Origin of the sequence: Nitrospira sp. (assembly GCA_024760545.1) — a bacterium.
In the GTDB taxonomy this organism is placed as follows: domain Bacteria; phylum Nitrospirota; class Nitrospiria; order Nitrospirales; family Nitrospiraceae; genus Nitrospira_D.
Genome location: CP060501.1, coordinates 4,125,118 through 4,149,879, shown reverse-complemented (window position 1 = coordinate 4,149,879; position 24,762 = coordinate 4,125,118). Strand labels below are relative to the sequence as shown.

At 55.6% G+C, this 24,762-nt stretch carries 15 protein-coding genes and 1 tRNA gene; 9 read left to right on the top strand and 7 right to left on the bottom strand.

Going from position 1 to position 24,762, the window contains the following annotated elements:
* Nucleotides 1-281: 281 nt before the first annotated feature.
* The 4 genes from H8K03_19590 to H8K03_19575 all read left to right on the top strand — a co-directional run bounded on the left by H8K03_19590 (nucleotide 282) and on the right by H8K03_19575 (nucleotide 7,355).
* Entirely contained in the window at nucleotides 282-1,247 is a 966-nt protein-coding gene (locus H8K03_19590) for an ABC transporter substrate-binding protein (GenBank protein UVT19955.1), read from the top strand.
* An 11-nt stretch (nucleotides 1,248-1,258) separates the two neighbouring features.
* Complete coding sequence (locus H8K03_19585; GenBank protein UVT19954.1) at nucleotides 1,259-3,565, top strand: GAF domain-containing protein; 2,307 nt, start codon at nucleotides 1,259-1,261, stop codon at nucleotides 3,563-3,565.
* 66 nt (nucleotides 3,566-3,631) lie between these two features.
* A complete protein-coding gene (locus H8K03_19580; protein ID UVT19953.1) occupies nucleotides 3,632-5,083 on the top strand; it encodes a sigma-54-dependent Fis family transcriptional regulator in 1,452 nt (483 codons plus the stop codon).
* 289 nt (nucleotides 5,084-5,372) lie between these two features.
* Complete coding sequence (locus H8K03_19575) at nucleotides 5,373-7,355, top strand: YncE family protein (protein ID UVT19952.1); 1,983 nt, start codon at nucleotides 5,373-5,375, stop codon at nucleotides 7,353-7,355.
* Between the two features lie 855 nt (nucleotides 7,356-8,210).
* On the opposite strand, the gene H8K03_19570 is transcribed toward H8K03_19575, so the two are convergent.
* The 4 genes from H8K03_19570 to rph all read right to left on the bottom strand — a co-directional run bounded on the left by H8K03_19570 (nucleotide 8,211) and on the right by rph (nucleotide 11,167).
* Nucleotides 8,211-8,287, bottom strand: a tRNA-Pro gene (locus H8K03_19570).
* Nucleotides 8,265-9,758 carry a hypothetical protein gene (locus H8K03_19565; GenBank protein ID UVT19951.1) on the bottom strand — a complete coding sequence of 498 codons (1,494 nt, stop codon included), beginning with the start codon at nucleotides 9,756-9,758 and terminating at the stop codon, nucleotides 8,265-8,267. The genes H8K03_19570 and H8K03_19565 overlap by 23 nt, the downstream gene beginning before the upstream one ends.
* 19 nt (nucleotides 9,759-9,777) lie before the next feature.
* Nucleotides 9,778-10,419 (bottom strand): XTP/dITP diphosphatase, encoded by a 642-nt coding sequence (locus H8K03_19560; protein UVT22550.1) that lies wholly within the window; start codon nucleotides 10,417-10,419, stop codon nucleotides 9,778-9,780.
* A 4-nt stretch (nucleotides 10,420-10,423) separates the two neighbouring features.
* Entirely contained in the window at nucleotides 10,424-11,167 is a 744-nt protein-coding gene (rph, locus tag H8K03_19555) for a ribonuclease PH (GenBank protein UVT19950.1), read from the bottom strand.
* A 434-nt stretch (nucleotides 11,168-11,601) separates the two neighbouring features.
* On the opposite strand from rph, the gene H8K03_19550 reads away from it, so the two are divergent.
* Together H8K03_19550 and H8K03_19545 are read left to right on the top strand one after the other, a co-directional pair.
* Nucleotides 11,602-12,741 carry a response regulator gene (locus H8K03_19550; protein UVT19949.1) on the top strand — a complete coding sequence of 380 codons (1,140 nt, stop codon included), beginning with the start codon at nucleotides 11,602-11,604 and terminating at the stop codon, nucleotides 12,739-12,741.
* A 141-nt stretch (nucleotides 12,742-12,882) separates the two neighbouring features.
* Nucleotides 12,883-13,389, top strand: coding sequence for a hypothetical protein (locus H8K03_19545; GenBank protein ID UVT19948.1), 507 nt, complete (start codon nucleotides 12,883-12,885; stop codon nucleotides 13,387-13,389).
* A gap of 25 nt (nucleotides 13,390-13,414) precedes the next feature.
* Here the strand turns inward: H8K03_19545 and H8K03_19540 are convergent, their stop codons facing one another.
* Nucleotides 13,415-13,954 (bottom strand): hypothetical protein, encoded by a 540-nt coding sequence (locus H8K03_19540; GenBank protein ID UVT19947.1) that lies wholly within the window; start codon nucleotides 13,952-13,954, stop codon nucleotides 13,415-13,417.
* A 490-nt stretch (nucleotides 13,955-14,444) separates the two neighbouring features.
* Here H8K03_19540 and H8K03_19535 point away from each other — a divergent pair, with 490 nt between their 5' ends.
* The 3 genes from H8K03_19535 to H8K03_19525 all read left to right on the top strand — a co-directional run bounded on the left by H8K03_19535 (nucleotide 14,445) and on the right by H8K03_19525 (nucleotide 19,316).
* Nucleotides 14,445-16,382 carry a TonB-dependent receptor gene (locus H8K03_19535; GenBank protein ID UVT19946.1) on the top strand — a complete coding sequence of 646 codons (1,938 nt, stop codon included), beginning with the start codon at nucleotides 14,445-14,447 and terminating at the stop codon, nucleotides 16,380-16,382.
* Between the two features lie 92 nt (nucleotides 16,383-16,474).
* Nucleotides 16,475-17,470 carry a hypothetical protein gene (locus H8K03_19530; protein UVT19945.1) on the top strand — a complete coding sequence of 332 codons (996 nt, stop codon included), beginning with the start codon at nucleotides 16,475-16,477 and terminating at the stop codon, nucleotides 17,468-17,470.
* A 7-nt stretch (nucleotides 17,471-17,477) separates the two neighbouring features.
* Nucleotides 17,478-19,316 (top strand): HAMP domain-containing histidine kinase, encoded by a 1,839-nt coding sequence (locus H8K03_19525; GenBank protein UVT19944.1) that lies wholly within the window; start codon nucleotides 17,478-17,480, stop codon nucleotides 19,314-19,316.
* On the opposite strand, the gene H8K03_19520 is transcribed toward H8K03_19525, so the two are convergent.
* Both H8K03_19520 and metH read right to left on the bottom strand, forming a co-directional pair.
* Nucleotides 19,313-20,719, bottom strand: coding sequence for a sigma-54-dependent Fis family transcriptional regulator (locus H8K03_19520; GenBank protein UVT19943.1), 1,407 nt, complete (start codon nucleotides 20,717-20,719; stop codon nucleotides 19,313-19,315). The two genes, H8K03_19525 and H8K03_19520, sit on opposite strands and share 4 nt — an antisense overlap.
* A gap of 337 nt (nucleotides 20,720-21,056) precedes the next feature.
* Entirely contained in the window at nucleotides 21,057-24,755 is a 3,699-nt protein-coding gene (gene metH / locus H8K03_19515) for a methionine synthase (protein UVT19942.1), read from the bottom strand.
* Nucleotides 24,756-24,762 lie beyond the last annotated feature (7 nt).

The following is a 24,762-nucleotide window of genomic DNA, read 5'->3' as shown; positions in this document are numbered from 1 at the left end:
TGGATTCAGTTCGTATCTATTTGGATTCACCCTGCGAAGTTTAGTCGAGACCGCTGAGGCTAAGTGTCCCTAGCCTGTCCGCGTCATTTGAGGAAGTGGGAAACCCTTGATCCCAATGGCACAGCGCTTGCTGTATCACAATAATACAACGACAACATTCTCAACCGAACAAGTTCACATACAGAAACATACCGTCTCTCGTCCGATCCAAACGTTTCGGTTGCGCTATCCTGACGCAGTGGTCTTAGAGTCTCCGTGATCATGGCTAGAACGGCACATTGATGCTCGCTCTTCCTTTTACCGGCCGTAAACAGATGAGAGTGTGCTTCTCACACACATGGCTACTGTCCCTCGTGTTCACCGCTCTCTGGTCCGTTGCCCCTGCGAGCGCTCACGCTGCCGGGGGCGAGATTGCTATCCTGAAGTCATCCGACCTCAAGGCCTACAACGAGGCAATCGAAGGGTTCAAGGTGACGGCGCCAGGGACTTCCATCTACGCTGAATATGATCTTCGAGGCGATCTGGAACGGGGAAAGCAACTTGCCAGGACAATCCGCAATTCGACATCTTCGCTCGTGGTTGCCGTCGGTCTGAAGGCAGCGCTGGCGGCTCAGCTTGAGATTGTGGACGTTCCCATTCTTTACATGATGATCCTCGATCCATTGAAACACCATCTCACTGCCGCCAATATGGCCGGCGTGCTGCTGGAAGTTCCGATGGATCGTCAGTTCAAAGTCATGCGCATGTTCCTTCCCGCCCTTCGCCGCATCGGCGTGATCTACAGTGCCGACAAGACTGTGGCCAAGCTGAAGGAGGCAGAATCTCAAGCTGCCGACCACCAGTTCCAAGTACAGGGGTTTCCGGTCGAGAACGAGAAAGAAGTCCCGCAGCAACTGCGATCACTTTTATCCGAATCCGAAGCCTTATGGTTCATTCCGGACTCAACCGTCCTGACGGATGAATCGATTCGCTTCATTCTGGAATCGGCGGTAGCCAAACGGGTTCCGGTCGTCGGGTTCTCTTCTGAATTTACACGTCTCGGCGCGTTACTCAGTATCTCGATCGATTACGGGGAAGTCGGACGTGAAGCCGGCCTGCTTGCCAAACGGATTTTGAACGGTGAACAGTTGCCGCTCAAGCCAATTTCAGTTCACCGGATCAAGATTACGGTCAATCAGAAGATGGCGCGGTATTTGGACATCACGATTCCGAAAGAGTTCGACAGCCTTATCGACGAGACATATTGACCGGTCTGATCATGAGCACACACCTTCACGACGGACAGGAATCGAAGTCCACCGCTCGGTTTTTTGGCCTCCGATTGAAGTTCGTAAGCTTGTTCAGCTTTATTCTCGTGATGACCTGTTCGTCTCTGAGCTGGTATTTCCTCGAAACACGACGCCAGGCCATGACGGACAATCTGGAAGAACTCGGAAACATCTTGCTGACCAATACCGTTCGGAACGATCACTTTCGGATCGCCGGTGTCGTTCTCGAGGATCGCATCACGCTTGGCCAATTTATACAGAGTCTTATGACGATCGACCACGTCGTCTACGTAACCATCACTTCCGCAGACGGTCGTATCCTGGAACAGCAAAGCAAACGCACACGGAGGACGTCGAACGGGTCCGCTCCGGCCACGGAACAGCCCCTCTACCCGGACGACCGCATCTCAGCATCACTGCTCCAGGCCCCGCTGACCGTTCCGCTCATGACCAAACTGGTTCTGTCTGCGGAGCAGACATTAGTCCCCCAAGAACAGCATTCAGACTGGCTCCTCCCCTATCTCGTACGCAAGGAAACCTTGTTTGACTTTGCGATGCCCGTCCTTCGGGCATCCTCGTCCGAGCCCACCCAGCCACACTTTTCGGTCGAATTGGAAGACAAGCAGGGTTCAATGACCCCGACTACACTCTCTCCGGTGATCGGCGTCGTGCGCATCGGAATTACCGACGCACTGGCCAAAGAGGCTTTATTGGTGATCCTCCGCAATGTATCGGCCATGACAGTTCTCATCATCATGGCAGGCATCCTCAGTGCTCACTTTCTGACATCACGCATCACCACACCTCTGAGGAGCCTGGCCGGCGCGGCTCGGCAGCTCGCGGAACGCAACGATGCACCGGTTCGACTCACAGCCTCCACCCACGACGAAGTCGGTGAGTTGACACAGGTGTTCAACGTGATGACACAGTCCCTCCATGATCGTAATCATGCGATCACCATGAACCTCGACACGATCAGGAAACAGGTCAGACAATTGACCACGGTCCATCAAGCCAGCACTGCGATCGCGAGCGCCAACATGTTCGATATGAACCAACTGCTGGATTCGGTGCTCCACCTGCTCGTCGATAACCTTGGATTTTCTCGGATGACTGTGTTCCTACACCATCCGGATCGGAACTGTGCTTCACTTGCCAGAATCATCGGCGTCTCGCCGGAGATCGCAGAGGCTATTCGCCGGATCGACATACCAGTCGTCGATAATGGCAGTATCACGGCCGACCTCATCGTTCATGGCAAACCATTGCTGATCCAAGATGTCGAAACCGTCACACAACGGATGTACCCGCCGATACTTGAGATGGCACGCCGTTCAGACGTGCAGTCGTTCGTCGCCGTACCGCTCCAGAGCCATACCAAGATATTGGGATTTCTCGCCGGCGACCGCTGCTCACGCCAGTGCAGCGAAGAGGACCTCCATATACTCGTAACGATCGCCGGCCACGTTGCGGCCGCGATCGACAATGCCAAGGCCTATTCCGAACTGACCGAGCTCACGCAGCATCTCGAGGAGCGCATCGCGCAACGGACGGAAGAGCTGTCACTCGCCAATTTACAGCTTCAGGCCCACGACACGCGCCGATCAAAGTATGTCAAAGTCGTTTCGCATGAGCTGCGGACTCCTATGACAGCGATCCGTAGTTTCGCGGAAAACATGCTCGACGGTGTCACTGGACCGCTCACCGAACAACAGCGTACCTATCTCACACGCATCAAACACAGCGTCGCTCGGCTTGCGAGATTGGCCAATGAGTTGCTTGATTGGCTACGTTCCGACAATCTTCGCTTGGAACATGTCTGTATCGGGCAGATTGCAACGATCGTTACCGAAGGTTTGGAAACGGTCGCATCAGATAGCCACGTGTCCCTCGCTGTGACTCCGAGAGAACATCTTCCATTGATCCAGGGTGACCTCGACAAATTGGAGCAGATTCTGGTGAATCTCGTCGGAAATGCCATCAAATTCACACCATCCGGCGGTCGTGTCGTGGTCGATTTTAGTGTATGCCCATCAGGATTCGTACAGACATGCGTCACCGATACCGGCTGTGGAATAGACTCCTCTCACCTCCCGTATATTTTCGACGAGTTTTCTGAGGTGCCGTCGGCCATGCCTGCATCACAGGGTGCCCAACTGGGCCTGTACATCACAAAAACGCTTGTCGAGAGACATCACGGGCGGATCTGGGTGGAAAGTCAACCTGGGACCGGATCACGTTTTTTCTTTACGCTGCCCATTGCTGGATCGCCGCATGAGCCAAGTCAGACAACATAAACCATCCGCCGCGCATCGCCATATTCCTTGGGATGGAGAAGCCTATCTCGAAAGGACGGGAATTCTATGCACGCCAAGATACTGATTGTGGATGACGAGAATGATATCCGCATGAGCTTGGAGAATCGCGTCACCTGGATGGGACATGAGCCCCTCATCGCCACCGATGTCGCGAGTGCGCTTCGCCTGATCCGCGAAGAGGTGCCCGATCTCGTCTTGTTGGATTTGAAGCTTGGCCAGGAATCCGGGCTGGAGGTCTTACGACAAGTTCGTGATATGTCACATGCGAATCAGCCTAAAGGAGAGGCCACCCCGCCTACTTCGGGTACGTACACGACCCCGCTCATTGTCATCCTTACGGCGTTCGGAACCATCGAGCTTGCCGTGCAGGCCATGCAACTCGGTGCCTTCGATTTTGTTCCGAAGCCGTTTACCGCGGATCACTTGACCGTCGTGATCAAGAAGGCATTGGAGACCGTCGCCCTCCATCACCAATTCAATCGGCTTCGAAAGGAGGTTGATGACCAGCTTGACCCCATCGTCGCCACAAACAAGCATATGGCTGTACAACTCGCTTGTGCGAAAAAAGCGGCCGCTTCGACCGCAACCGTTTTATTGCTTGGGGAAACCGGAACCGGCAAGGAAATTCTAGCCCGCGCCATTCATCGTTGGAGTCCTCGCGCCCACAAACCATTCGTGGCCGTCAATTGCGCAGCCATTCCTGAAACATTGATCGAGAGCGAACTCTTCGGGCATGAAAAAGGCGCCTTCACAGGCGCCGCGTCAATGAAGCGAGGCCAATTCGAAGAAGCGGACGGTGGAACATTGTTTCTCGACGAGATCGGTGACATGAGTATGAGCACGCAGGCCAAAGTCCTGCGCGCGTTGCAAGATCAGGTGTTCACCAGGGTCGGGGGTACCAAGTCGGTCAAAGTCGACGTGAGGGTTCTTGCCGCTACGAATAAAGACCTGAGACAGGCAATCCGTCAAGGAACTTTCCGTGAAGACTTATATTTTCGCCTTGCCGTCATCACGGTCACACCGCCTCCCCTGCGGGAGCGAATGGACGATCTTCTCGCTCTTGCGCAGCACTTCATCAGTTCTCGACCCGTCAAGCTGGGACTTCAGAAACGTTTCGTGCTCAGCGATGTGGCGTTGGAGGCATTGCAACATTATTCCTGGCCCGGCAATATCCGTGAGTTAGAGAATGTGATCTCCCGCGCTCTCGTCTTATGTACCGGAGACACGATTGAACCGGAAGATCTATTATTGCCTGATGCTCCCACTCGCCCCAGGCAGGAACCAGACATTTCTGCAGATGGTCAAACCGTTTTTCATTCTTATCATGAAAGTATGGATGCCCATAGCCGAAAGCTTATCGAAAATGCGTTGATTCGGAACGGGTGGAACCAAACGAAAGCGGCAGCCGAACTCGGCCTTCAGCGCACCTACTTGACCAAACTGCTGCGCCAAAAACGGATCTCAGGAAGGCCGCCAACCTCTCCCTCCTTTATCTAACCGGCAAGCGGCTCTTCTTGGAAATCCTCGTTCATATTCGGCCTCTCAGGGAAACCCACCTGAGACCTTCGTAATTACTTCTCCTACTCTCCTGTATCTAATTGATTCACCCCCTGAATCCATTTTGATTCAGAAGCGAGCCATCAGATGTATGCGAAGAGAGTCAACGGCTTTGTAATACAATCACTTAGATTTGAACCCTCTGTGGCTCGAGAAATGCTTAGCCCTGGCCGACGACTTATTCAGATAACCGCCATTAATGATTTTACTCTGACAAAAGGAGGGTTCGATGAACCGGTCTGGTACCTTTGTGGCTGCTCTCTGCCTTGCGGCGGGAGTCGCCGGTTGTTCGGGCGAGGACGCTGCTTCGCCTGTTGCTAGTTCCACTAATAGTCAAGGGAAGGGGCCTGCAGCAGCGGTGACCTTTGACGTGACGGACGAACCGGGCTACTGGTTCGATACTGGAACTCCGGTTGCCGGAACTCGTTCCTTGGCCATCGTAAAGCCAGGTGACAGGGTACGGTTTCTCCAAACGAAGTCACAATTTGGCCCGAATGGCCAGTCGCGCGTTGAGGCCTTTCACACCGTCACGAGCCTGATTTGGCCCGTCGATGCGACCCCCGCTGAGCGTCTTGATCAGGACAAAGCGAACAAGGACGACCATGACGTAGTCCTGAGGAGCCCGGGTCTCCATGTGTTCGTGTGCAAGCTGCATCCTTACATGTTGGCTGGTGTGATTGTCGATGATGCGAAGACCGAGGGGCTCGACATCGGCGAGAAGCTCCATCTCTTAGGCGTCACCCACACGGATGATGCTCGTAAACCTGCAACTGCAGCAAACGCCTTCCCCAGCAATTCAAACCTGGGCCTCAGACTGTTACGTGCATTCTTCCTCGTCACCAGTCCGACCAATTGGAAGGACTACACCAAGGAGGGAGAGAAGTATCAGCCAACCTACCCTGCGGTACCTGTCCGCGTCACTGACAAAGATGGTGCTTCCGCAGTCGTTCCAGACCTAAACCTGGCGCTCCAAGGAGCGTTTGACGGCGATACAATTCCCGCATTGAAGACACCCGCAATCGATGGAGTGGGCGAAGTGTGGGTCGATACGCAGTACGAGCATAGCGCTGGTAAGGGGGACGCCTATCCCAGCACCGTGACCGTGGTCGACGTGGAAGGAGCGGACAAATGGACCGTCAAGCGTAAGATCGCGCTGCCTGCTCAAAAAATGAATAACGCGCACAATCTGTGGGCCAGTCACGATCAGACGCAAATTTATAATACTGAGTGGCACGGCACCAGCTTATACGTCCTGAGACGCGCAGACGGAGTGTTATTACAGGAACTCGTGCTCGGCCATGATCCCGCTCACGTGATGACCAGGGTCAATAACGAGCAGGTGCACGTGGGACTTAACGGGGAAGATGCCGTGGTTGAGCTGAACAAGGCTGCAAATGGGAGCTTGACTATCAACCGCCGGATTCTGGTGCAACGACCTGGGGAGAAGCAAGCACAGCCGCACGCCCATTGGATGGGCCATGACGGCCAGACGATGGTGACCCCCAACTCCAATACAAATGATTCCACGTTCTGGGATTTCATTACTGACAAGATCAAATCTAAACCTGCTACCGGCACTCTGCCGATCGCCGCCGGAATCAACCCGACCTCGACGAAGTACTATGTGTCCAACTACCTCGGCCACAGTATCTCCGTGATCGATATGGCGACAGGGAACAAGATCAAGGACATCAGTTTGCTCCAAAACTACGACCCGATTACGGGCACCGTTGGTGGGAATGGAGCCATCGGTGGGTTGCCGATCCAAACGCCGGTGAGTCCGGACGGGAAATTCGTGATCACGGGGAACACCTTGACCGGGACGATCACGATCATCGATGTCCAGAACGACACCCTGGTTGCAAGCATCGCGTGCGATCCCGGCTGCCACGGCGTGAACTTTGGCGCCAAGAAAGGCGGTGGATACTATGCCTATGTCACCAGCAAGTTCTCCAATCGTTTGATCGTCTTAGACTACGATGCGGATAATGACGGCATTGTGACCCAAACGGGGCCAGACTCGCCGGTGATTGCCGGGTGGGTGGTGCTGGCTAACGACGCAGCCCCGACCGACGACCCGATCACTGGCAACAAGGGCATGGGCGGACAGGGCGTGTTGCCTGTGCCTAATGTCTATAATGGTTGGGTGCAGAAGTTGCCGGACGAATTTAAGAATCAGCTGACCGCCGCGCAACAAAATCCAGTGCCATAATCAGTACCCTCATATCCCCGCACAGCCAAAGGCCCGGTGACGATCGTTCAAGATACGGTCGCACCGGGTCTTCTGGTGAGTCCTCGGTGAGTTCCCCCAACCGCCAGCGTGCAGCACCATTACCATAACCGCAATTCCTCTCCCTTTCGGATCACATCCGATCCAGTTGGAATCCGTTCCGATTCGAAGGCGAGATGTCTGAACTTCGCATCAAAGTGGAAAGTGACATAAATACAATAATTTGTGCGTGATCACGCGTGGCCTAAGAAATGCTTTAGCACCGTGCATTAACAAAGGTTGGAGAATCCACAATGCATATTTGCACTCTGGAGGCTGGTTTTTATCACTGAGTCTAACCAAGACGCTTAAGCCCCAGGGAATTATCTTTGATGAAGGCATGAATATGAACGAGTCTGAGTCGCTATAAACATTGCAATCACAGCGTTGACAATGCTCATGCAGGACACGGAGGTGCGAGGCGAGCATTGCAACGAATTCTACATGAAAGGAGGTGTGCGGCTATGATGGCGTTGATGATAGAAGTTCTGTTGGTCAGTGCCGTAGTGGGAGTAATGTATGTAATGATTGACCCGGGCCGCTAGTAATCGGCGTGAGGCGAATAGTTTGGATCAAAAGGGGGTTCATAGTGAGGATAGAAACTGGGAGCGAGCCGGATGATTTCTACTATCTCACCGGCTCGCGTCGAATAGCTCTGGACGACGTCATGAGCATGTTACCAGCTATTCGGCGTCGGCACGATCAAGTTAAAAACCTTGAGATCACTGATGGGTTTTATCCGCCGGCACTCATTACGATAAAGCGATGAATAGCCGACGGTACGCATGAAGTGGGGTTTGGTCGGGGCGGGAGGATTTGAACCTCCGACATCCTGCTCCCAAAGCAGGCGCGCTACCGGGCTGCGCTACGCCCCGAGGTCGATTGAAGAAACCCGCTTAGAATACTGGCAACCGCCGCATGGCCTCGTTCATTCCAATGGTCATCATCGTGAAAGTATAGAAATTCTTTGGTGGCATAAGGGCGCAGCGACTCTTCCAGGTTGACGACCTCGAAACCAGACTGATCAGCCAGCCGTGAGACCAGTATATTGAAATAAGATTTTTCTGACAAGCTCGGAAAATCTTCGAACTCTGCTCTGTATAATCGCACATCAGTTGGAGCGATAATCACCACAACCCGAAAGCCTTCTCGACGCGCCAAGGACTGCATCTGTTCAAAGGTCTTCTGAAGCGGCCGTCGATTAGGGTGCGATTCAACATACTGCTCAGGGCTCTGAGCCCGTTTGAGCTGATTGGGGATAAAGAGCGTCGCTCCGAACCGCGAAGACGTGTAGAGCGGAAATGGCGACGCAATCCCATCTACCACATAATGACTTTTGGTTCGATCGTCTCCGCCAAGGCCTGAAAACTCAATGCGGCCATCCTTGAACCTCGCAAAAACCGACTCCTGCCGAACGACAGAGGGGAGCCCCCAGAGGGTTTCAATGATCGTGTCTTTGAAGAGCCTCCCAGATGTCGGGACGGAACTCTGTGCCGGATGGAGGTCGTCATAGGAGTCTTCCAAATCGTTACCTTCAAAAATCATCCACAGCAGTAGCCCCCCCTTGAGATCGAGTTTCCGGGAGTCGATCACATGCTCGAGCAGCAAGAATTCCTGTTTGGGGGAAGAATCATGCATTCCCATGTTGTAGATCGATTTGCCTATCGAGTGTTCCAGTAGCTCCACCCACGTTCGGCTTTGGTCAACCCCCCAGCCAAATGTGAATGAGTCACCAATCGCCAGAATCTTATGCCCCTCGAGCTTGGACGTCTCGCGGAATCCGTCATCGTTAATCGATACCGTCACGTGCTTCTTGGAAAACACCGAAGCGGATAATAACGGGGAAGCCAACAATGCCGGCCGATACATATCTCCATAATGGGAGCCGGTGACGGTGCGCCCAGGTTTATGCAGACGAAAATTCTTCTCTGTCGGGTAGTACAATTCCGGATATAACTCTCCGACCCATGTGTTCGGATCTGAAGACCGATCACCAGCTGACGAGCGAGGCTGAGACGAGTTCAGGAAAACGCTGTATCCGATATCAAGTACCAGAAGGCCTATCACAACGGTCGAAGCTCCGAGGGCTGCGTCTCGGATCGCCGTGTTGCCGAACAGCCTTCGTGTCGCGGCCCAGGTGAACACGATGCCTAAAAAGACAACTCCCACCAGGACGGCGATCAGGACATGTGCAGTAGAAACATGAAACCCAGCTATCGTTTCCTCAAGAAATCCCACGCAAAGAATATACGCCCACAGAAGGCCGAAGCTCGTGGTGGCCCAAACGATCGTCGTGACCTTACTGGACTCATTCCCACTGTGAGGGTCAATCGTGGAAAGTGACACAGTCTCTCGTTCGTACCTTTTACTGGGAATGCTGATGGACCGTGGGGCTGCGTTCAGCGCAGACATCAATCTCATGTTGCACGACAGCCCGCAGAGCTTCGAATGCCTTGGCACGGTGACTCACACGGTTCTTTTCCGCAGCAGTCAACTCAGCCAACGTACGGCCAAGCCCTGGAACGAAGAATACAGGGTCATACCCGAACCCTTGTGAACCCGTGCATTCTTCAGCGATGACGCCGTCGAGGGTGCCCTTGGTCACGCGACAGTGTCCTCCCGGCATCGCCAATGCAGCCACTGTTAAGAAACGAGCCGTCCGCTCAGCCATGGGCACGCCATCCAACTCCTTGAGGAGTTTCCTGCAGTTGTCTTGGTAGGTCGCCCCTTCGCCGGCATAGCGGGCCGCAAATGCACCCGGTCTCCCCCCCAGTGCATCAACCTCCAGCCCTGTATCGTCTGCGACCGCCGGAGTCCGCGTCGCATGGGCAATCTCCGATGCTTTTTTTATAGCATTAGCTTCGCAGGTTAGCCCGTCTTCTTCTACTTCCGGCGCAGTAGGAAAATCGGCGAGGGTTCGAATGCGGATTCCAAGGTCTCCCAGAAGCGCAGTAAGTTCTTTGACTTTGTCCGGATTTCGAGTCGCAAGGACGATTTCGTTTAACATTCCTTCAATCGAGCTCACCGATCAGCTCTTTCTGAATGGCGGTAAGCCGTTGGATGGCTTGCCACCCGAGCGCCAAAAAGTCATCCATATCCTGCTTGGCAAACGGCGTGCGTTCCGCCGTGCCTTGCACTTCGACATAGCGGCCGCGACCGGTCATGACTAAGTTCATATCCACTTCCGCCATCGAATCCTCGGTGTACGCCAGGTCCACCATGACTTCTCCGCCGACCTTTCCGACGCTGATGGCCGCCAAGTAGTCGGTTAATGGCATCTTTTTCAAGAGATCTCTCTTTTTCAGCACGGTACAGGCATCGGCCAGTGCAATGAAGGCACCTGTAATGGAGGCTGTCCTGGTACCCCCATCCGCTTGAATTACGTCGCAATCGATCCAGATAGACCGCTCTCCCAATTGAGACAAGTCGGTAACGGATCGCAAAGCTCGCCCGACCAGGCGCTGAATTTCCAGCGTTCTCCCGCCTTGTTTGCCCTTGACCGCCTCTCGAGGCGACCGCTCGTGCGTCGCACGAGGCAACATGGCGTATTCCGCGGTGACCCATCCGGTGCCCTTGCCTTTGAGAAACGGCGGAACCTTTTCCTCCACCGATGCCGTACAGATCACCTTCGTATCTCCCATCTCGATGAGCACAGCCCCTTCCGCATGCTTGATAAAATTCCGCGTCACCTTAACGGGGCGGACTTGATCCTTCCGACGCCCATCGAAACGTCCTAACCCTGAAATTCCGCTCATTTCTAAGTTCCTTCCTCACCGGTGAAAGCGGAATTATAGTGAAGGCTCCGGGAAAGCGCAAACCAACCACTCGGTTGAGCAGCGCGGATGAGTCGATGTGCCGCTCTCTTCTCATATGTACAAAAGCTGCCGGCCGAGTTTGACGAATTCTGTACAAACTTTTGACGCATACTCCGACATCGGAATCGAGACTGGATCGGATCATCCGACGGGGTCTATCCCAAAACCTCTCCTGATGCAGCGATTCTATCCTTCAGCGCTCGAGTCAATCACCATGAGACAATAACGAAATGACCCCATCGAGGCAAAATCCATTGGCATAAAAAGTGCACCAAGGGTACGCCGGTCTCGCATATTCAGGTCTGACGCCAATGAGCCGATAGAGAGTACACAACACAATCCTCGGTCCCGACGAAACGAACAAGATCCGACTCATGGCGACACTTCTGGATTCCACGCATCAGGCGCTTCTCGATAACCGCAACATTCTGGTTGTCGACGATGAAGAGCCGATCAGACGTCTCCTCGCCTACATGCTTGAATCTCACGGTTATTCCGTTGATTGCGCTGCAGACGCGCGTGAGGCCCGACAAAAACTGGGATCGGAACCCTTTGCCTTGATGCTCTGCGACGTCAATATGCCCGGAGAATCCGGCATGGACCTCGTACGCCACACCCTCGGGGAACATCATCATACTGCGGCCATCATGGTCACAGGCCTCGACAGCTCTGTCCTGGCCAATGCTGCACTAGATGTCGGCGCCTTTGGATATATCATCAAGCCGTTCGAGTCGAACGAAGTACTGATCGACGTCGCCAACGCGCTCCGCCGCCGCCGGCTTGAGATGGAAAACCGTCTCCATCGCGAGAACCTGGAGGATATGGTCCGGACGAGAACGCTGGCGTTACAGCAGGCATTGGACTGGCTTGAACGTAGCGAAAAAGAGCTCCGCCTCTCGCGCGAAGAGACCATTCAACGGCTGGCCATCGCCGCAGAGTTCCGTGACAGCTCGACCGCACAACATATTCAGCGCATGGCCCACTACTCCGAGTTGCTCGCCCGCAAGGCGGGGCTGTCTCCCGAACGGTGCGACCTGATTCGTACCGCCAGCCCCATGCACGATATCGGCAAGATCGGCACTCCGGATCATGTGTTGCTGAAACCTGGACGGTTCACGGAGGAAGAATTCGGAGTCATCGCGCAACATGCGGAGATCGGCTACCGAATTCTCAGCGGTTCTGATGCAGAGCTCCTGAAAGTCGCGGCCTTGATCGCCTACACCCATCACGAGCGCTATGACGGTACTGGCTATCCCCGCGGACTGAAGGGTGAGGCCATTCCTATCGAGGGACGAATCGTCGCGATCGCTGATGCCTTTGATGCGCTCACGACACAGCGGGTTTATAAACCGGCCTTCGAGATCAGTCACGCGATTGAACTGATGCTGAAAAACCGTGGCAAGCATTTCGACCCCGAGCTGCTGGATCTCTTCGTCGCATCGGTCGATGAATTGGCGCATATCCGCGATCAATACGCAGACCGCACGGACCTCACCACATTCCGCCAGTCGTAGAGAGCGCTCAGGGCCCGCAGCTTGCTCACTTCTCCGCAATTCGTTGACCCACTTTGGTACCGTCGATATACTCGTTTCAACCTACCTGAAGCACCTCACCCGCTCTCAATCGGGGCCAATGAGGGAAAGGCATTGCCGAGCATGGCAAAAAAGATGACCGCGGTTCGAAAGCGTACCCGAAGCCGAAATTGGATCGCGTACCTCTGTGAAGCCTTGGTCACCTCCGGCGCGATGCCGACGTGGGAAGCCGCCACTTATCTGACCGAGAACTTGTTCGGGGAAAAACCAAACCCGCGCCTCCTGACCCCTGCCAATCCTCACGAGGTCACCGCGCAGTTGTTGCATCGCCTGTATCACCCGATCGCTGAAGCCGCCTCGCGGGACGTTCTGCTTCCGTCCGCCTCAATGGTGCACATCTTCACCGACATCAGCCTCACCGGCAACTCTGCGGTCCTCATCGTCTTGTTCCCGGGACACAACAAACCTCAACAGCTTTTGATGCTGGATGCCGCCAAGGCATGGGACCTCGTGTTCTCGGACGCGGAGTCCTTCAACGCCTGGGCCGAAGAGCGGTACCGGCAGCTCGTGAATGCTCTACGAAACGCCATGGTGCAAGTAGAGGATGACCTGCTGAGATCAGTGGTCTAAGCTGCTCCCGCTCTGCACCCACACCCTAACCCACAATCCCAGTCCCGCCGCTAATGCCGGTGCGGAGATCCGTTCCCATGCAGTGGGCGTAGTCGTCGAGTTGATCGTTAGCGGTTTTTTGTATCGCGAAGGAGCCGAATTCCGAACACTGGAAGTTGAACGCCGCGCCCGGTCCCTGATGAGGGGGCAGACGGTTTCTCCGCACGCCTGCCCCCTCCCGCTTCGAATGGCTCACGGCGACCACCATTGTGGTCCAACTCGGTTTGCTGTCTTGTTGCTCCCAATGTTCCAGCGCTCGGTAACGCACACGAACATCGGGCGATCTGTCCTCGCTACGCAGACTCGTGTCGGTTAATTCGGCCCCTATCGTCGGCTCTGTGCGAGCTTTCCCAGCAAGCGCCGGCGCCGCTGTCGTGCGATCATCAGCCTTGCCAACTTCCGTGCGGGACACCGGATTCTCCGGCCCATCGGAAACCGGTGAACCGCAACCGCTTGCGCCGAACAGCAGCAAGTCACTCACGACCAGCGACAATAATCTGCGGTCCTGCCTACCTGTCGTTAACACTACTGTTTCCCTTCGGATCGGCTCGCTGAAATCCCTGAGAACCACGACAGCATTTAGGAAGTGACTGTCCCGCTCGTATGTTCCCGTTGCAATTCGAAGAAGCTTGGCACAGAAATGGCCCTTGTCGTGCCGGATATTGTGGTCCGCGGTGGCACCATGCGCCCCTTAAAACTCCGTCCAATAATGGAGGCTTTAGGTTGAACGCTCGATGTGCGTTCGCATCAACCAGGATGTCTAGGTTTGCATAACTGAATCCAATAGGATTCAGGTTGAATCGATTCGATCCACCTTGGCAGCATCGAACGAGGCACGGACTACGTAGTTTTTCGCAACTGAGGAAAAGCATGGATATCGCCCCTAGGACCGGAGTACCCTGCGGCGTTTCTGATACGAGAGGCTCCAAACAGGGATGTGCTGGTATCTCATTTGCCTGATCCTCTGCACCGTTCCGTTCTTTCCGCTGTTCTCAGTCCGTGCACAGGACGAGAGCATGGAACCTCCACGCACGTCATCGACGTCAGAGCAAGCGCTGAAAGAGGAACTTCTCTTCATGCGAGAGGAAACCGTCAGCATCGCCAGCCGGCACGAGCAGCCGATCTCACAAGCGCCGTCTAACGTGTACGTCATCACCGATGAGGATATCCGCCAGTCCGGCGCTCCGGATCTTCCCACGGTGCTCCGGCGCATTCCCGGCCTGGAAGTGATGCAGGTTACAGGCGCGGACTTCAACGTGAGCATGCGTGGGGATAATCAACTGGTCAGCAACAAACTCTTGGTCATGGTCGATGGCCGTTCCATCTATGTCGATGTGCAAGGAAGCGTGTACTGGAAAGCAATTCCTGTCACCTTGCCGGAGATCAAACGCATCGAGGTCCAGAAAGGACCAGCCTCCGTCCTTTACGGCTTCAATGCCTTCGATGGCATCATCAATATCATCACGAAATCGCCGGAAGAGATAAAAGGTGTCACCGCTCAAGTTGGTGGGGGGGCCTACGGCACGATCAACAGCGCTGCCATCTATGCCAACAGTTACAAGAAATTGGGATTCCGTCTCTCGTACGGCCTCGATCAAAACCGGCAGTGGCGCAACGGCAGCGAGTTGGCGTATCGCGATAACAAGTTCAATGTGCAGACGGAGTATGCCCTGGGAGGTGAATCCAAGCTCTCGTTCTCTGGTGGCCTCGTTGATGTGAATCACTTCGACGGTCTCATTACAGATGCGGCTGTGCAAACCGGCGTGCCAGATTTTGGGCATGCCCACGCGGTCTATGAACGACCGAATTTTTTTATTCGTGGATTTTGGAACGGCTACGATATCGATGAAGGCCTTGTCGCGACCAATCCCCTGCTTGCGCCGTTGCTGCGTTTCACTGACCGAAGCTTCAGTTCTGATCAGAGGCTGCGAGGCAACACGTACAATATCGAAGCTCAGCAGGGAATCGAGTTGGGGGACACCACGCGCCTCACCGCCGGAATCAACTACCGGCATAATACCCTCTCGCATAACTTCATTGATCGCTTTCGCACCGAGGATCGCATGGGGTTCTATGTACAGGGGGAATGGAAGCCGTCACCCATGTTCCAAGTAGTCGGCGGAGTGCGGTATGACCTCGATACCTTCATCAGTCCCACCATCAGTCCGCGCGGTTCGCTTGTGTTTACCCCGGCTCCGAACCATTCTTTCCGGGCCACCATGGCTGTTGGGTACCGCCCACCGACGTTTTTTGAGGCCTATCATGACTCTCGGGTGCTCATCACCCTCCCAGTTCCTTTTCCCTCGCCACCCCCTATCCAAGTAAACGGGAGGGGAAATCTCAGGCCTGAGCAAATCGTATCCTATGAACTGGAGTATCAGGGTTGGTATGTACAGCACCGGCTCAGGGGTCGTGCGGCCATCTTTTATAACCACATCTCCGACTTGATCACCACGACTGTCCCGGCACCCATCCAAGGTGGAGTGGCCGACATCTTTGGGGGCGAAGCCGGCCTTGAATTCCTAGCGACCAAATGGTTGAGCGGGTTCGGCAACTTTTCGTATCAACAAATCGGCCAGACCCTCACGGGAACTTCTCAGCGCGGCGGGCCTCGCTTCAAATACAACGCCGGTCTCCGAGGCCAGTGGGAAAACGGACTCAGCGGGGAGATCACCTATCACTGGGTCGGTGCCGCCACCTATCCGCTTTCTTCCGCTTTTTCAATGTTCTCCGACTTCGGCGTAATCCAGCCCGATCCACATGTCGGGAGCTACCAGCTCTTGAATCTGCGCGGGGCCTATCGGTTCTGGCAGGAAGCCGCGGTAGCCGGCTATCGACGCGAAGCGGAGGTCGCGATATCCGCGTTCAACGCGCTCAACGACAAGCACCGGGAGCATCCCTTGGGCGATGTCATCGGCAGTCGACTGATGGGATGGCTGACGCTGCGGTATTAGATTCGATACGGAATCGGCCGCGGACTTGATACAAGGACGTCAATTTGAAATATGGAGAGCAACTGAGCTAGGCTTTGAGGTCTGAGATCTCCATGCATATCAATCGTCATCCGCATAGAAGGCCTGCTCCCCTCCGTCTGTGCTTCGCACTGGGATTGCTCGCCGTGCTACCCGCCCTTCACTCCGCAGTCGCGGCAGAGATCGCCATCCTCAAATCCGCTGACATTTCATATTACGATGAAGCGATTCAAGGATTTCGCACAATGATTCCACCACAGGCTACCGTCAAAGAATACAACCTTGAGGGAAGCCTCTCGAATGGACGGGAGATTGCCAGAATGCTGCGCGCAGACCCCCCGGCGCTCGTCTTTGCCGTAGGGCTCAAAGCCACATTGGCCGCCAAGCTCGAATTGCCGGATACGCCGGTCGTGTTCAGTCAAGTGCTGAATCCGGAGACGCATCAGATACCGACAGAACGAATGGTAGGCATTCGTGTCGTGGTGTCCCCCGACCGGCAATTATCCACCCTTCACGAGCTGTTGCCCCGGGCGCAGCGCGTGGGAGTTCTCTATGAAGAAGACGATCGCATCGCTTTTCTTGCCGAGGCCGGACGGAGCGCACGCCGTCTCGGGATCACCCTGGTACCCACACCTGTCCGCTCGACAACCGATGTGTTCGATGCCTTAAAGGCGCTTTTGCCGACGGTTGATGCGCTGTGGGTCATCCAGGACCGCACCGTCCTCACGGAAGCCTCGGTATCGTTTTTTCAAAAGGCCCTGCTGGATGCCAAAATTCCGATGTTCACGTTCTCCGATACCATGATTCGCCAAGGCGCCTTAGGTGGACTGGTGCTCCAGCCCTGGGAACTCGGCAAGCAAGCAGGCGGACAAGCGATTCGGTTACTCCATGGCGACACAAAATCCTTGGGTTCGCTCCTCAATCCCGACCAACCGCGACTCGTACTCAACTTGCGTGTGGCCGAGTATTTAGGGATCTCCCCGCCGCCAGAACTGGTTCGCATGGCCGCCACTCTCTATGGGCCTGGCGCGGTCGCACAGCATCCGAACACGGACAAGAGCATTCGATAGAACTCTCATGGAAAAGTTGCCCCTCGTCTCATCCGCCCCGCTTCGATATCCCAGAGTTCCGCATGGCCTTCGCGGTCAACTCATGCTCATGGCGGCGATGCTGCTCAGCGCAGCCTGCATCACCCTCGGATGGTTTTTGGTCAGCCAGCAAATCGACAGCATTACAAGCGGGCTGTACAGAAGCGGCAGCCTCCTCGGCGAAAATCTCGCGGTGAACAGCCGCTACGGTGTGGTGACGGGCGACCGGGATGAGCTCGTCCGGCTGGCTCGCGGAATCCTCGCCGTTCAGGATGTGTCTTACGTGTCCATTTTTACGCCGGACGGCCGGCCGCTGGTGGCTCTCGGGAAAGGCCTGTGGGAGCGCCTGCTGGCAACGCCGCAGTCCACAGTACTTCCCGTCAATCCGGTTCTGCCGTCTCTCCGCCTGGAATCTTCCGTCACCGGTGAAGTCCGCATCGTGAATGGCCGCCCCATGTTTTCCTCAAGAAGCGGTTTTACCCTCACCAGTATTCTGACCTTGCTCGTCGGTCGAGATGTCGCCCTCTACTATGATATTGGCATCCCGATCCGCCAAAGTGAGTCCTCAACCGCGCAGGATGCAAGTTTGCGGCTCCTCTTCGAACAATACGACGCGCCCGTTTTGAGCACGCCTACGACGCCCCGCCCTCTACTGGGAATCGTCGAAGTGGGCATGTCGAGCCTCTCGATGCAAGAGCAACTCCGGAAACTGATGTGGGAGGCCATCGGAATTACCGTCCTCATTCTTGTCTTAAGTTTTCTCCTCCTTGGCTTCTTTAGTCATCACATCACCACGTCGCTGCGTCGCCTCACGGACGCTGCGAGCCGTGTCGCTGCCGGGAACGTCCAGATCGACCTACGCTCGACGACTTCCGACGAAATCGGCGACCTGACCCGCGTCTTCTCGCATATGCTCCATTCAATTCATGAACGTGAAACCACGTTGCACAACCTGAATCACACGTTGGAAACCGCGATTGCGGCCAGAACCGAGGAACTGCGGCGCGTCAACAGCAAACTTCGGGAACTGGATCGACGGAAGTCATTCTTTGTTTCCACAGCTTCGCACGAAATCAAGACTCCATTGACCTCGATTACCTGCCGCCTCGAGAACCTTCTGATGGGTGTCGACGGTCCGCTGACAACGGAGCAAGCGAAGACGCTCGAACGGGTGCAAGTGAACATCGGGCGCCTCCAGCACTTGCTCGTGGAGTTGCTCGATCTGTCAAAAATTGAGCTGGGCGAGACGACAGTGGATCTTCGCGCGGTCAATACGGCGTTGGTTGTCGCTCAGGCAATCGACGGGTTACAGTCTCTTGCCGCCAGAAAACAGTTGCGTTTCGAAGTCCAGTTTCCATCGACACTATCCTCGGTCGAAGCGGACGCCGAAAAGCTCCATCAAATCGTGACCAATCTCCTGCATAACGCGGTCAAATTTTCGCCGGACCACGGGATCATCCGGATCACCGGACAGCCGACCGACGACGGCTTCGTCCGAATCGCCGTTCAAGATTCAGGGTGTGGAATTGCGCACGGGGAAACGGAGAGAATCTTCGAACCGTTTTACCGATCGGAGCACGTCTCCCTTAAAACACGGGGAACCGGCTTAGGCCTGCCGATCGCCAAACACTTGGTTGAGCTTCATCGAGGTCGCCTGTGGGCGGAAAGTGTAGCGGGACAGGGCGCCTGTTTCTTCTTCACCTTGGTCAAATGGACAGGGGCAAACCCATGCTTGGTTGATCACGAGGAGCCGGTTCTCATGTCCCGACATACCTCCCCATATGGGAATCCCCGCTTGCCGGGGCCACCGGTGCGCAAGGCCCCTTAGCGGTTCTGGGGAGGATGACCTGAGATGCCCTTTTGGCGCAACAGTTTGGTGAGATAGGTTCGCTGGATGCCCAGCGCCTTTGCGGCTTTCGTCTGGTTCCACCCGGCACGGCTCAACGCTTCTTCGATCAGTTTCCGGCTACACCGATCCATCGCATCGTAATACAGAGAATCGGACGCGTCCTCACTCAAGTGATTTGCCTCGTAAGGCTGCAGCGACGACAGACGGAGATGGGCCGGCCTGATCGCATCGTCCGCGCAGAGAATGACGGCGCGAGCCAAGACATTTTCCAACTCCCGCACGTTGCCCGGCCAGCTATAGCGTGAGAGACAGGCCATCGCCTCCGGGCTGATCTTCATCCCTCGTTTGCGCACTGTGGCCGCGTGCTGACCGAGAAAATGATGGGCCAGCTCCGGAATATCCTCCACCCGCTCCCTGAGTGGCGGCATCGTCAGCGTCATCACGTCCAATCGAAAGTAGAGATCCGCGCGAAAGGCCTGGTTCCTGACGGCTGCTTGGAGGTCTCTGTTTGTCGCCGCGATAAACCGTACGTTGGTCCGTACATGCTGGTGCCCGCCGATGCGGTGGAACTCCCGGTCCTGCAACACACGCAACAGTCTCGATTGAAGAGCGAGCGGCATGTCCCCTATCTCATCGAGGAATATGGTCCCGTCGTCTGCCGCTTCGATCTTCCCAATCTCTCTCGTCGTGGCTCCCGTAAACGCACCCTTTTCATGCCCGAACAACTCATTCTCCAGCAGGTTTTCGGGCATCGCCGCGCAATTGACCACCATGAACGGTTTCGATGCTCGGTTGCTCCACCGATGAATGGCGCGGGCGATGACTTCCTTCCCCGTACCGGTTTCTCCCAACAATAACACCGTGACGGGAGAACAAACGGCTTGGCGGGCGATGTCGACCACACTCTTCATGGCAGCGCTCTTCCCCATGACGACTTCGTATGCTTTATCGAGTTCGACGGTCAAGGTTTCGACCCGACGTGTGAGTGACAGGTTGGCAAGCGCTTTGTCGATGACGACGGTGAGATGGTCCATCTTGAACGGCTTCGTCAAAAAATCGAACGCGCCGAGCCTCATGGCTTCGACTGCGCTGTTCACGGTCGCAAACGCCGTCATGACGATAGCGACGGGCTGATCAAGGAAGGGTTTGCTCTTTTCCTTCTGGCTGCGCCAGGCAGCCAGTCGGGCGAGAACATCGAGCCCCGACACATGGGGCATTTCCAAGTCGAGGAGCATGAGATCAGGGGATTCTTTCTCGATGACCTCGAGCGCGGCATGGCCGTCCGTTGCCGTGACCACCTCGTGACCGATCCATTTGAGACGGTTTTTGAGCGATTCGATGATGTCGTGGTCATCGTCTACGATCAAGAATTTGGCCGTCATCGAGCCCTCATCGCAAGACAGATTTGAACGCTTCCATGGGGCATTGGATAGTTTCGGCCGATGAAGAGAGGCATCCGTTCTCGTCTTCTGCTCCTCTGCGTACCCATCGCTTCGGAGCATGTACCCGAACTTACGACTACAGGCCGTGGAAACAAGGACGACTTACGTGGCCTGCGGCAGTGAGCCGATAGTAAGCCACTGTCCGATAGAATTATTCAAGTGTGAAATGCGCCTGCCATCTCACTGACAACAGCCTAGAGGTCTGTGGCACGACGTCTCGCAGGGGTTCCTCGGCATCCGTGGTCAGCAGGCCGATCGTCGATGTTCTAGAGTAACGTCAGGCCGGTTCGTAGTTCAGATTGGGCGAGAGCCAGCGTTCGACGGTGCGGAGGTCCATTCCCTTACGGTGGGCGTAGTCTTCGACTTGATCTTTCCCGATCTTGCCCACGGCAAAGTATTTGGCGTCCGGATGGGCAAAATAGAACCCGCTTACCGCCGCGGCTGGCAACATGGCAAAGCTCTCGGTCAGGATGATTCCGGCATGCTTTTCCGCCGACAAGAGATCAAACAGTATCCGTTTCTCGGTATGATCCGGACAGGCCGGATACCCTGGTGCGGGACGGATGCCACGGTATCGTTCACGGATCAAATCCTCATTTGTCAATTGTTCTTTCTTGCCATACCCCCACTCTCCTCGGACCCGTTTATGGAGAAATTCAGCAAAGGCTTCAGCCAAGCGGTCCGCGAGGGCCTTGGCCATGATCGAATTGTAGTCGTCATGGTCTTTATCAAACCGCCTACACAGTTCGTCCAGCCCAATGCCGGCCGTAACGGCGAAAGCTCCCATGTAGTCCTGCCGGCCTGATTCCTTCGGCGCGACATAGTCGGCCAATGACAGATTGGGCTGTCCCGTCGGCTTTTCCGATTGCTGACGCAGATGATGGATCGTCGTGAGGACGGTCCTCCGAGACAGATCTTGATAGAGCTCAATGTCGTCTCCAACGCTCGATGCGGGGAAGAATCCATAGACGCCCTTGGCCTTGAGTTGTCCCTTCTGAACAATCTCATCGAGGAGACGCCGCGCATCGTCGTACAGTTCCTTGGCTTTGGGGCCGACGGTTGGATCCTCAAAGATCGTCGGATAGCGTCCTCTCAATTCCCACGTGTGAAAGAACGGCGACCAGTCGATATAGGGAATCAGTTCGACCAACGATTGATCGAGGACCATCCGGACGCCCAATGCCGACGGCATGGGAATATCGGTCTTTTCCCAGTCCGATATGAACCGATTGGCGCGCGCGTGGGCGATCGAGACGAGCGGTTTCTCGCCTCGATCGCGGTGCGATTGTCTCACTCGCTCATAGTCGTCCCGCACTCGTTTCACGAAATCTGGCTTCTGCGTTCGGCTGACCAGACTTCCCACGACACCCACCGCTCGTGACGCATCCAAGACGTGGACCACGCCCGGTTCATAAGAAGGCGCGATCTTGACCGCCGTGTGCGCCTTACTGGTCGTCGCGCCACCGATCAAGAGCGGCAGGTCAAAGCCTTCGCGCGTCATTTCCTTCGCCACATGGACCATTTCGTCAAGTGATGGAGTGATGAGCCCACTCAAGCCGATGATGTCGGGTTTATTCTCTCGAGCCGCGGCTAAAATCTTCTCGCACGGCACCATCACGCCGAGATCGATGACTTCATAGTTGTTGCAGCCAAGCACGACGCCGACGATGTTTTTCCCGATATCGTGGACATCGCCCTTGACGGTGGCGAGCAAGATCTTGCCCTGCGCCTGAAAATTACCGGTCCGCTTCTTTTCTTCTTCCATGAACGGCATGAGATAGGCCACGGCCTTTTTCATCACACGGGCGCTCTTGACGACCTGAGGCAGGAACATCTTGCCTGAACCGAACAAATCGCCGACGACGTTCATGCCGGCCATCAACGGTCCTTCGATCACCTCCAACGGTTTGGCATAGTTCCGACGTGCCTCCTCTGTATCCTGATCGATGTAGTCCGTAATGCCCTTGATGAGCGCATGGGATAACCGTTCCTCTACCGTCCCTTGGCGCCATTCATCGTCCTTGGCAACCGTTTTCCCTTTCGCCTTCACGGTTTCCGCGAACGTCACCAGACGTTCGGTGGCATCCGGCCGCCGGTTGAGCAACACGTCTTCCACCAGCTCAAGTAAGTCTTTAGGAACCTCCTGGTAGACTGCCAATTGGCCGGCATTGACGATGCCCATATCAAGCCCGGCTTTGATGGCATGATAGAGGAACGCTGCGTGCATGGCTTCCCGCACCACGTTGTTTCCTCGGAACGAGAACGAAATATTGCTGATGCCTCCGCTGACTTTCGCACCCGGCAGGTTCTGTTTGATCCAGCGCGCCGCCTCGATGAAATTCACGGCATAGTTATTGTGTTCCTCGATGCCCGTCGCCACGGTCAGGATGTTCGGATCGAAGATGATATCTTGCGGAGGAAACCCGACTTGCTCCGTGAGGATCTTATAAGAGCGCGCGCAGATCTCCTTCTTGCGCTCCAGTGTGTCCGCCTGGCCGTGTTCGTCGAACGCCATGACGACGACCGCTGCACCGTAGCGACGGACGAGCGTCGCCTGGTCGATGAATTTCTGCTCGCCTTCCTTCAAACTGATACTATTCACGACGGCCTTGCCTTGAATATTTCTCAGGCCGGTCTCAAGCACCTCCCACTTTGAGCTGTCGACCATGATGGGCACTTTGCAGATATCCGGCTCCGAGGCGACTAAGCGAAGAAACTTTTCCATCGCCGCCCTGGAATCGAGCATGCCTTCATCCATGTTCACATCGACAATTTGGGCGCCGCCCTCGACCTGTTGCCGCGCCACCGACAGTGCCGCTTCATAATCGCCGGCCAGAATCAGCTTCGCGAAGGCAGGCGAGCCGGTCACGTTCGTTCGCTCGCCGATGTTGACGAAGTTTGAGTCCGGCCGAATGGTGACGGCTTCAAGACCGCTCAGTCGTGTGTATGGCTCGACTTTTGAGAGGGCATGCGGTTTCACCCCGCGCACAGCTTCCGCAATCTGCTTGATATGAGGCGGCGTCGTGCCGCAACAACCGCCGACGATGTTCAGCCACCCGTTTTCCGCCCATTCCCGGAGCTGGGGGGCCAACGTTTCCGGCGTCTCGGGAAATCCGGTCGGTAACAACGGATTCGGAAGGCCCGCGTTGGGATGCGCGCTCACGTAGATCGGCGCGATCTGCGACAATTCTTCGATCAGAGGACGCATCTCTTTGGGACCGAGCGCACAATTCATCCCCACACTCAACAACGGCACATGGGAGATGGAATTCCAGAACGCCTCGACGGTTTGGCCGGTCACACCACGATTGCTGCCGGCTTGAATGAACGTGACCGACGCCATAATCGGGACCCGCCGCGCGCCGGACGCGAACACCTGTTGGATCGCAAAGAATGCCGCCTTGGCATTCAACGTGTCGAAGATGGTCTCCACGAGCAGGAGATCGACGCCACCGTCGAGCAAACCCCTCACTTGTTGGTCATAGGCTGTGACCAGCTCTTCATAAGTCGTCCCACGTGAAGCAGGACTATTGACGTCGGTGGAAATCGACGAGGTCTTTGTGGTCGGTCCGATCGCTCCCGCTACAAAACAGCGCCGTCCCGGCTGGGCCTGCTCTACGGCCACGGCTGCCCGTCGGGCACACTCCGCTCCCGCTTTGGCCAATTCATAGCCCAGGGTGTCCATCCCGTAATCCGCCAGCGAGATCGACTGAGAATTGAACGTATTTGTCTCGATAATATCCGCGCCGGCTTCCAGATACTGCCGATGGATCTCTTCAATAACCGTGGGCTGCGTGAGGTTCAACAGGTCGTTGTGACCCTTGAGATCCTTCTTCCAATCTTTGAATCGGACCCCGCGAAAGGCGGCCTCATCCAGCTTCCGTTGCTGGATCATCGTGCCCATCGCTCCGTCGAGGATGAGAATCCGCTCATGTAGAAGCCGTTCGAGCTCGCTGCTTCCCGGCGCGGACGCCATTGCCAAA

Excerpts from the sequence above, each read along its gene's own strand:
- H8K03_19535 (UVT19946.1), top strand. The coding sequence starts at position 14,445 with ATGGAACCTCCACGCACGTCATCGACGTCAGAGCAAGCGCTGAAAGAG.
- H8K03_19575 (UVT19952.1), top strand. The coding sequence starts at position 5,373 with ATGAACCGGTCTGGTACCTTTGTGGCTGCTCTCTGCCTTGCGGCGGGA.
- H8K03_19545 (UVT19948.1), top strand. The coding sequence starts at position 12,883 with ATGGCAAAAAAGATGACCGCGGTTCGAAAGCGTACCCGAAGCCGAAAT.
- H8K03_19550 (UVT19949.1), top strand. The coding sequence starts at position 11,602 with ATGGCGACACTTCTGGATTCCACGCATCAGGCGCTTCTCGATAACCGC.
- H8K03_19520 (UVT19943.1), bottom strand. The coding sequence starts at position 20,719 with ATGACGGCCAAATTCTTGATCGTAGACGATGACCACGACATCATCGAA.
- rph (UVT19950.1), bottom strand. The coding sequence starts at position 11,167 with ATGAGCGGAATTTCAGGGTTAGGACGTTTCGATGGGCGTCGGAAGGAT.
- H8K03_19560 (UVT22550.1), bottom strand. The coding sequence starts at position 10,419 with ATGTTAAACGAAATCGTCCTTGCGACTCGAAATCCGGACAAAGTCAAA.
- H8K03_19585 (UVT19954.1), top strand. The coding sequence starts at position 1,259 with ATGAGCACACACCTTCACGACGGACAGGAATCGAAGTCCACCGCTCGG.
- H8K03_19580 (UVT19953.1), top strand. The coding sequence starts at position 3,632 with ATGCACGCCAAGATACTGATTGTGGATGACGAGAATGATATCCGCATG.
- H8K03_19530 (UVT19945.1), top strand. The coding sequence starts at position 16,475 with ATGCATATCAATCGTCATCCGCATAGAAGGCCTGCTCCCCTCCGTCTG.
- H8K03_19525 (UVT19944.1), top strand. The coding sequence starts at position 17,478 with ATGGAAAAGTTGCCCCTCGTCTCATCCGCCCCGCTTCGATATCCCAGA.
- H8K03_19590 (UVT19955.1), top strand. The coding sequence starts at position 282 with ATGCTCGCTCTTCCTTTTACCGGCCGTAAACAGATGAGAGTGTGCTTC.
- metH (UVT19942.1), bottom strand. The coding sequence starts at position 24,755 with ATGGCGTCCGCGCCGGGAAGCAGCGAGCTCGAACGGCTTCTACATGAG.